Origin of the sequence: Streptomyces sp. NPDC059092, assembly GCF_042756365.1 — a bacterium.
Classification (GTDB): Bacteria; Actinomycetota; Actinomycetes; order Streptomycetales; family Streptomycetaceae; genus Streptomyces.
On the sequence record NZ_JBHZEJ010000129.1, the window covers coordinates 1 to 8,102 of the forward strand.

The 8,102-nt window shown below is 71.0% G+C and carries 10 protein-coding genes and 1 pseudogene; 5 read left to right on the forward strand and 6 right to left on the reverse strand.

Annotated features, from left to right (window positions below):
* Positions 1-236: 236 nt before the first annotated feature.
* On the reverse strand, positions 237-1,088 hold the full coding sequence (locus ACFXPL_RS36530; RefSeq protein ID WP_384927488.1) for a helix-turn-helix transcriptional regulator: 852 nt from the start codon (positions 1,086-1,088) through the stop codon (positions 237-239).
* Positions 1,089-1,174: 86 nt separating this feature from the next.
* Here ACFXPL_RS36530 and ACFXPL_RS36535 point away from each other — a divergent pair, with 86 nt between their 5' ends.
* The gene (locus ACFXPL_RS36535; RefSeq protein WP_384927489.1) at positions 1,175-1,978 is read left to right on the forward strand and encodes an SDR family NAD(P)-dependent oxidoreductase; all 804 of its coding nucleotides are present in this window, start codon (positions 1,175-1,177) and stop codon (positions 1,976-1,978) included.
* A 24-nt stretch (positions 1,979-2,002) separates the two neighbouring features.
* Here the strand turns inward: ACFXPL_RS36535 and ACFXPL_RS36540 are convergent, their stop codons facing one another.
* The 4 genes and pseudogenes from ACFXPL_RS36540 to ACFXPL_RS36555 all read right to left on the reverse strand — a co-directional run.
* Positions 2,003-2,281: a DUF6332 family protein gene (locus ACFXPL_RS36540; RefSeq protein WP_384927490.1), complete on the reverse strand. Its 279-nt coding sequence runs from the start codon at positions 2,279-2,281 to the stop codon at positions 2,003-2,005.
* A gap of 63 nt (positions 2,282-2,344) precedes the next feature.
* Positions 2,345-3,103: a maleylpyruvate isomerase family mycothiol-dependent enzyme gene (locus ACFXPL_RS36545; RefSeq protein WP_384927491.1), complete on the reverse strand. Its 759-nt coding sequence runs from the start codon at positions 3,101-3,103 to the stop codon at positions 2,345-2,347.
* A gap of 66 nt (positions 3,104-3,169) precedes the next feature.
* Positions 3,170-3,544, reverse strand: a complete 375-nt coding sequence (locus tag ACFXPL_RS36550; RefSeq protein ID WP_384927492.1) for an SCO4225 family membrane protein — start codon at positions 3,542-3,544, stop codon at positions 3,170-3,172.
* An 82-nt stretch (positions 3,545-3,626) separates the two neighbouring features.
* Positions 3,627-4,505 (reverse strand): annotated as a pseudogene (locus ACFXPL_RS36555) (MFS transporter); the annotation flags it as partial.
* A 109-nt stretch (positions 4,506-4,614) separates the two neighbouring features.
* On the opposite strand from ACFXPL_RS36555, the gene ACFXPL_RS36560 reads away from it, so the two are divergent.
* Both ACFXPL_RS36560 and ACFXPL_RS36565 read left to right on the forward strand, forming a co-directional pair.
* Positions 4,615-4,785: a holin gene (locus ACFXPL_RS36560; RefSeq protein ID WP_384927496.1), complete on the forward strand. Its 171-nt coding sequence runs from the start codon at positions 4,615-4,617 to the stop codon at positions 4,783-4,785.
* Positions 4,782-5,045, forward strand: a complete 264-nt coding sequence (locus ACFXPL_RS36565) for a hypothetical protein (RefSeq protein WP_365818173.1) — start codon at positions 4,782-4,784, stop codon at positions 5,043-5,045. The genes ACFXPL_RS36560 and ACFXPL_RS36565 overlap by 4 nt, the downstream gene beginning before the upstream one ends.
* Before the next feature lie 79 nt (positions 5,046-5,124).
* On the opposite strand, the gene ACFXPL_RS36570 is transcribed toward ACFXPL_RS36565, so the two are convergent.
* Positions 5,125-6,249, reverse strand: coding sequence for a sporulation protein (locus tag ACFXPL_RS36570; protein WP_384927493.1), 1,125 nt, complete (start codon positions 6,247-6,249; stop codon positions 5,125-5,127).
* A 479-nt stretch (positions 6,250-6,728) separates the two neighbouring features.
* Between ACFXPL_RS36570 and rfbB the strand changes: the two genes are divergently transcribed.
* Both rfbB and ACFXPL_RS36580 read left to right on the forward strand, forming a co-directional pair.
* Entirely contained in the window at positions 6,729-7,757 is a 1,029-nt protein-coding gene (rfbB, locus tag ACFXPL_RS36575; RefSeq protein WP_384927494.1) for a dTDP-glucose 4,6-dehydratase, read from the forward strand.
* Positions 7,747-8,076: a hypothetical protein gene (locus ACFXPL_RS36580; protein WP_384927495.1), complete on the forward strand. Its 330-nt coding sequence runs from the start codon at positions 7,747-7,749 to the stop codon at positions 8,074-8,076. Before rfbB ends, ACFXPL_RS36580 begins: the two co-directional genes overlap by 11 nt.
* The last annotated feature ends 26 nt before the right edge of the window (positions 8,077-8,102 follow it).

Consider the following 8,102-nt stretch of genomic DNA (forward strand, 5'->3'; position numbering starts at 1 on the left):
CCGCGCAGGTGCCGGCGGCGGGGCACCTCCCGGGCCCAGGCTTCATCCCGCGCGGCGTGTACGGAGGTGGCGCGGCCGGGTTCGTCGTCGGCCGTTCCCACGGCTCCGACGGATCGGGCCACCGGCCCCGCTCTCGGCCAGGTGATCCTCGGCCTGCCCGCCGCCGCGTCCCCCCGCCGCCGCGTCCCGCCGAGGACGCCTCGCGCGGGATGGGCGACCGACCGGCTCATCGCGCCTCAGCCGGGCACGTCCATGCGCTGCGTGCCGATCACCGACAGCAGCCGTAGCGCCTCCTCCGCGGGAGAGCCGGGATCGGCCGTGTAGATCACGACTTGTTGGTCGCGGTCGGTGATGTCGAGGACGTCGCAGTTGACGGTGATGGGGCCGATCAGCGGGTGATTGATGGTTTTGCGCAGGGTGGGCTCGGCGCGTACGTCGTGGGCGGCCCACAGCCGGGCGAACTCCGGGCTGCCGGAGAGGAGGTCGGCCACCAGCGTGGCCACCTCGGGATCGTCGGGGTAGCGGGCGGCGGCGCCACGCAGGCGCCGGGCCGCGGCGCGGGCGAAGGCCTCCGCGTCGAGCGGGTCCTGCAGCAGCCGATCCCGCGACGGCGGTGCGAGGAAGGCACGGCGCACGAGGTTGCGCTCCTGTCGCGACAGCGCTGAGTAGTCCTCCAGGAGGGCGGCGGCCAGCTCGTTCCAGGCGATCACCTCGTAGGTCGCGGACAACACGATCGCCGCGGTGTGCGGCAGCCGCCGCAGCAGGTCGAGGACGCTCGGCCGCACTTCGCGTGAGGGCCCGGCCGGTGGGCCGGGCGGGGCGCCGGCGAGGTGGTGCAGGTGGTCGCGCTCGGCGTCCGGCAGGCGCAGGGCCCGGGCCAGCCCGGCCAGTACCTCGCGCGACGGGCGCGGGCCGCGGGCTTGTTCCAGCCGCGTGTAGTACTCGGTCGAGATGAACGCCAGCTGCGCCACCTCCTCGCGACGCAGCCCCGGGGTGCGGCGGCGCGGCCCGGCGGGCAGACCCACGTCGGCAGGGCTGATGCGCTCGCGCCTGCTGCGCAGGAAGCCGGCCAGTTCTTGTCTGTCCATACCTCCAGTGTGCGTGGATGCCGGGAGCCGATCCAGGTACCGCTGGTGCCTGGATCGGCTGTGCGGCCGGGCGCAGGCTTGCTGCCATGAACAACACACAGACCACTGACACGTCCACCCCCGCCGCTGTGGGCCTGCTGGCCGGCAAGGTCGCCTTCATCACCGGTGCCGGCCGTGGCATCGGCGCCGCCGCGGCCCGGCTGTTCGCCCGGGAGGGCGCCCGCGTCCTGCTCACGGCACGCACGGAGGATCAGCTCAAGGCGGTGACCGAGGGAATTCGGGCGGCCGGCGGCACCGCGGAGTACACGGTGTGCGACCTGGCCGACGGGGCCGCTGTCCGGGCCGCCGTCGACCGCGCCGTCGACCTGTACGGCCGGCTCGACGTCGCCTTCAACAATGCCGCGACCAACGTGCCGCCCGGCCCGATGGACCAGGCGACCGAGGCCGACTTCGACCACATCTACGCCGTGAACCTCAAGGGGGTCTGGCTGGCCATGGCGGCCCAGGTCGCCGCCATCCGCTCCACCGCCGGCACGGGGGCCATCGTCAACAACTCCTCCGTCGGCAGCCTGAAGGGCAATCCCACATTGCCCGCCTACGGTGCGATGAAGCGGGCGGTCAACAGTCTCACCGAGTCGGCAGCCCTCACCTACGGTCCGGAGGGCATCCGCGTCAACGCCATCGCTCCTGGCACCACACTGACGGACATGGTGCGTGCCTGGAACGACCACACGCCCGGCATCGTCGACCAGCTCAACGCGCACACCCCGTTGCGCCGCGCTGCCGACCCCGACGAGATCGCCCAGGCCGCCGCCTGGCTCCTCAGCGACCGCGCCTCCTATGTGACCGGCACGGTCCTCCCCGTCGACGGTGGCATGCAGGCGACGTGAGACTCCGGCAGCGGGCGTGCGCGCCTACGCGTCGGGGCTGTTACGGCCGGGTCGGCTCGGCTGAGGGGCGGTCTCGGCCGGGGCGCCCGGGGTGAAGTGCCACAGGACCTGGACCACGCGCGCCACGAAGGCGAGGCAGCCGGCGACTCCGCCGATCCGCAGCCCCGCCTCCGGCAGTTCCAGGTACCACGCCGTACCGGCGACGAGCCCGAACACCAGGGCCGCCGCGAAGGCCCCCGTCAGTACCGCGAAGGCGATCTCGACGGTGATGGCGTCCCGTTCGGCCCCGCTCCGTGTCCCCATGGTCCGAGTCTGACCGAGGGGCCCGCCCCGGTGCAAGGAACGCCGGGGGCGCCCGCGTCGGTGTCAGACCGCGGAGGTCTCGCGCCACAGCCGGGCGAGAGCCGCGTCGCCGGTGGCGGTCACGGCGTCCGGCGGGAGCCGGTTCCACAGAGCCAGATAGAGCTGTTCGGCGGGGCCGCTCAACTCGCCGTCCGGGGCGGTGCCTTCACCGCTGTCGTCGGCGCCGGCCTTCCGGTGGTCGGCCCGTACCGGCTCCGAGGTGATCCGTACCGTCCAGACGTCATCCGTGTCGGTGGTCCGTACGCGCAGTACCTGCGGCACGTCCGACCGGACCCGGCTGCGGTCGCGTCCGTGGAAGTGTCTGAGCAGTTCGTCGATCCCGTCCGCCGCGAAGGCGGCGTCCACCGGGGAGAACCCCTGGCCGAGGGCGGATTCGGCGTCCGCGCGGTGGATGGCCGTCTCGTGTGCCTGGCGCCGTGCCCAGAACGCGAGCGGGCTCGGCGCGGGCAGGAAGGACCAGCAGCGCAGATCGGCGGGTGCCGTGTCGAGAGTGGTCACCAGACGGTCGTGGCCCTCCCGGAACCATTCGGCGAGCGCGTCCCCGTCGAGGTCCGGCGCCGCGGGGAGGGGGACCCGGGCGGTGCCGCCCTCCGCGACGTAAGCCGTCGCCCAGCGGTGCACAGTGCCGGTGTGCCGCAGTACGTCGCGGACCCGCCAGCCGGGGCAGACGGGTACTTCCGCGTCGGGGCCGGCCTTGACGGCGGCATCGGCGAGGATACGTCCCTCACGGGCCAGCCCGCGTATGTGCTCCGCTGTCTCCATACCGGGCATTGTGCCAGGCGGCCGCTGGGCCCGGCCGGGCGAAGTGTCCGCCTGGCCGAGGGGCCGTCAGGCCTCGCGGGGGCGTCCGGTCGCGGGGGCGGGACGGTGGCGCAGCAGCCGTACGAAGGGGCCTATGGCGACCGCCTGGACGAGGACGGAGACGACCAGTGCCGGATAGAGGAACCCGGCGGAGGCGACGAAGCCCTCACCGATGGCCCCGCCTCCGATGAGGAAGAGGAAGACGGTCGGTGCCGCGAGGAAGAACAGCCACACCCCGGCGATCGAGGCGTCCGCGTGGTGCACGAAGAGGGTGTCGACCGTGACGAACACCGTCGCCGCGGCGACGAGGGCGAGATAGACCTGGGAGGCACGGTTCTTGAAGGCGAGCCGCGCGAGTCCGGTCAGCCGTTCCGAAGTCATCATGTTCTCCCTGGAGTTCATGGCTCTTTCCCTTGAAGTGGAGCGTCCTTGCGTCTCCTTCCAGGGTGGGGGAGATCGAACGGCTGTGCCTGAGTACTCCTACTCATCCTTCGTGGGTGTGCCCCGCCGGGCCGTTCGCCGAGGCGCCGCGGGCCGCGTAGGCGATGAGGGCCGCCGCGCCGGCGAGCAGCGCCACCGTGGTCAGGGCGAGCGGCAGCGAGAACCAGTCGGCGAGGAAGCCGATCGCGGGCGGGCCCAGCAGCATCCCGCCGTATCCGAGCGTGGACGCCGCGGCGACCCCGCCGGGCCCCGCCAGCGCCCCCGCCCGGCCGATCGCGACGGGGAAGATGTTGGCGAGGCCCAGCCCGGCCACGGCGAACCCCGCCAGGGCCAGCCAGGCGGTGGGCGCGAGGGCGCCGAGCAGCATGCCGAGAGCGGCCGTGACGCCGCCCAGGACCAGGGAGCGGGTCTGGCCGAGCCGTTCCAGCAGGGCCGTGCCCGAAAGGCGTCCCGCGGTCATGGCGAGGGCGAAGAGCGAGTAACCGGCCGCGGCCACACCGGGGGTGGCGTCGAGGTCCTGGCTGAGGTGGAGCGCGCTCCAGTCGGCCATCGCGCCCTCGCCGTACGCCGTGCACAGCGCGATCACGCCGAAGAGGACGACCAGTCGGCGGGTGCGCCGGTCCGGCCGGAGTCCGCCTCCGCCGCGCTTCTCCGTGCCCGTGCCCGTACGGTCCTCGGTCCGGGTACGGTCCGTCACCGGCGCGGGGGTCAGCAGCAGCGTCCGGCCGGCCGTGGGGGTGACCAGCAGGCCGACAGCGCACAGAAGCGCCAGATGGACGGCCGGGGACAGGCCGCCCGCGAGCAGCCCGCCGAGCCCCGTTCCGACCATGCCGCCCAGGCTGAACGCGGCGTGGAAACTGGAGATCACCGGGCGTCGCAGAGCGGCGACGAGATCGACGGCGGCGCTGTTCATCGCGACGTTCGAACGGCTCAAGGTCCCCCACAACACCTGATGAAAGGACGCTCCATGTTTCACTGCTGCTTTCTGGAAGTCGACCGGCGAGCGGGCCGTACGCACCGGGGCTCAGGTCCTGGCAGCCACGCTCGGCCTCGACACCGTCGGAGTCGTATCCGCGGACTGGGGTGACGGCCTGTCCCTCGCTGCGGGCGCCGCGCTTCTGGCGGTCCTGACCGGGATAGCCACCTCCGGCGGCGGGGGCGAAGGGCCCGGCCTGACGGAGACCGTACGGGACCGCCAGTGACCGCGCCGCCGCCGGACCCGGGCGTGTACATCAGCCCGGCACAGACCTATCAGGAGGTGCGGGACCTGGCCAGAACGGTCGACCGTATCGAGCTGAAACTCGATGAGGTCCTGAACGAGACCAAGGACATCCGATCCGACGTCGCCGACCACGAAGCCAGGCTCCGCACCCTCGAACGGGCCCGCTGGCCGCTGCCCACCATCGGTGTTCTCGCGGGTGTCGCGGGTACGGCATCCGGCCTCATCGCGCTCTACCGCTGATACACCGCGCCCCTCTGTCCAGCCGTAAAGGGCTGGACAGAGGGGCGCTCTTTCGTGTTCCGGCCGCTGCCGGAGCTGGTCACGCACTCATCGAGAGTTCCCGACGCGCGTGCTTGACGAAGTCGTTGACGCGGCTTTCGCCCTGCCACGGGGCGAGAGCGGTGACGAAGTCGCGTACGTAGTCGCGCGCCCGGCTGGATTCGACATTGGCGAGTATGGCGATGGCCTGCTGGCCCAGGTGAAGACCCAGGTCCAGGTCCCGATTCTGGAGATGGACCGTACCGACCACGGCGTAGCGAAGTCCTGCAGATCTGGTGAAGGAGTGCGCGGACATGGCGGCTGCCTGGGAATGCCACTGAAGAGCGACGTGAGGAATGTGCAGGTCACGGTAGATCTCGGCAGCGTCGGCACTCATACGGGCATGGGTGAAGTAACCGATCCACTCCGGCTCATCGGCCTGGGTGCGTGCCCGGTCGAGCAGAGTCTCCGACGCGGCGAGGGCCCGCGCGGCGCTGCGATGGTCACCGGCCTTGCCGTGGGCTCGCGCCTCGATGAGCTTGGTGAACGCGAGGACGCGCGGGGCCGCCGCCCGCTTGCCCCGCTCGTACGCGCCCTGCGCCATGTCGATGGCCTCGCCGGTGTACCCGCGTAAGCCCGCATGGAGGGCCATCGTGGTCAGGACGTACGAGCCGAGTTGCACGTCCGCGCCGGCGCGGGCGAGTCGGAGGGCCTGGATGAAGTGCCGCTGCGCGACGTCGTGGTGACCGATGTCGAGGGCGCTCCAGCCGGCCACCCGCGACAGTTCGGAGGTGACGGAGAAGAGGGCCCGGCCGACGGGCTCGGTGTACTGGCCGCGCAGCAGGGGCGCGGCACGGTGGGTGAGGCAGTCCGCGACCTGGTTCGATTTCCAGTTGCCGCCCCCGTATTTGGAGTCCCAGCTCTGGGCTTCGCGGGCTGCCTCCCACAGCTCGGCTACGGCGGCGCGGCCAACGCGACGGCCGTCGTACCGGGCGACCTCGTCGTCTGCCTGTCTGACCAGCCATCTGGTGACAGGGGTCGCGAAAGCGCTGATGGCGAAGGCGCTGGTACCGATGAGTGCACGGCGGTCCACGTGACTCCAGAAGTCGGCGGCTAGGCGGATGGCGTCTTGCGGATCTCTCGCGAAGTCCAGGCCCGTGGTGTCCGGCACGTTGGGGCTGTCCATCCCGATTTCCGCGAGGCTGACGGGTCGGCCGCAGCGCTCGCCCAGCGCTGCGGCAATCAGTGATGGTATCGGGGGTTTGGGTTGCATTCCGTAGTCAACCCAGTTCGCGACACTCGTATGGGTGTATTCCCGTTTCTTTCCCGCTCTTTGGGCGAGTTGGTTGACCCGGTGGGCCAGCGCTTTGTGGCTGGCGCCGGAGGCTGTGATGAGTCGGCCGAGGGCCTGGTTCGGCTGTTTGGTCCGGCGCGGCGACGCTGCCACGGCGGCTCCCTCAAGGTTCTGGCTGTGGCCCGTTGCCACAGGGCGCTGAGGCGAGCGTAGGCACAACGCCGCGTCCCGGGGCCGGTTTTCGTGAGTTGTGAGCCCCCCTTGTGTGCCTGCTGCGCGGGCACCGCTGCGAGGTTTCCTGGTGCCGTGCCTCTCCCGACGCGAGAAGGGGCACGACTCGTATCCGCCTCTCCGGATGGGACTGAACGCTCATGGACAAGGTTCTTGTTACGGGTGGGGCCGGCTTCATCGGCTCGCACTTCGTCAAACGTCTCCTGCGATCGGACGACGTGGCCAAGGTGACGGTTCTCGACGCTCTCACCTACGCGGGGCACATCGAAAATCTGGGCGAAGCGTTCCTCAGCCCGAAGCTCCGATTCGTACACGGGACCATCCTGGACGCCGGCCTGGTGGACGACCTCGTCAGCCAGCACACGGCCGTCGTGCACTTCGCCGCGGAGTCCCACGTCGACCGTAGCTTCTCCGCGGCCAGGACGTTCCTGTCCACGAACGTCCTCGGCACCCAGACCCTCGCGGACGCGGCTGTGAAGCACGGCATCCAGCGGTTCGTCCACGTCTCCACGGACGAGGTGTACGGGCCGCTGCCGGTCGGCACCGCCACGGAGGACGACCCGTTACGCCCCAGCGTCCCGTACGCAGCATCGAAGGCTGCCAGCGATCTCGTGGCCCTGAGCTACTTCCACACCTACGAGGTTCCGGTGTGCGTCACGCGCAGCTCGAACAACTACGGCCCGTACCAGCACCCGGAGAAGATCATCCCGCTGTTCGTCACCCGTCTGCTCAGGGGCGAGCCGGTCACCCTTCACGGTCGCGGTCAGCACGTACGCAACTGGTTGCACGTCGAGGACAACTGCGCAGGGATCGAACTGGTGCTGCGCGGCGGTGTGCCGGGCGAGGTCTACAACATCGGTGGCGGGACGGACCTCACGAACCTGGAGCTGACCGAAGCGCTCCTGCGCGTGTGCGGGGCCGACTGGGGCTCGGTTACGTACGGGCCGGACCGGCGAGCCAACGACATCAGGTACTCCATGGACTGGACGAAGATTGCCGACCACCTCGGCTACCAGCCCACCCGCGACCTGGACGACGGTCTCGCCGAGACCGTGGAGTGGTACCGGCGTAACCCGGACCGCTGGGCGCCGCTCTCCCGCAACCCGCAGGCCGCGATGCCGGCCGTCCACATCGCGGCGCCGAGGTCGGAGCGTGACCATGTCCTGTGACCAGTTGCCACAGAACGCGCTGCTGGTGCTCGGCGCGTCGGAGGAGCACATCCCGCTGTACCAGGAGGCGCAGCGTCGCGGGATTCCGACCATCGCTGTGGACATGCGAGCGGATGCTCCCGCGTTCCGATGTGCCGACGCGGCGCTGCGGATCTCCACCCGGGACGTCGAAGCCATCGCCCATGCGCTGGGCGACGTACGCCCCGCCGGGATCGTCGGCGGCGCGAGCGACGCCGCGCTGGCCACCTGGCACGCCCTAGGTGTTCTGTCCACGGAGGTTGGTGACAGCAATCACGGCGGGGTGATCTTGAACGAGTGAGGGCCTTCCGGGTTCGGTGTGGATTG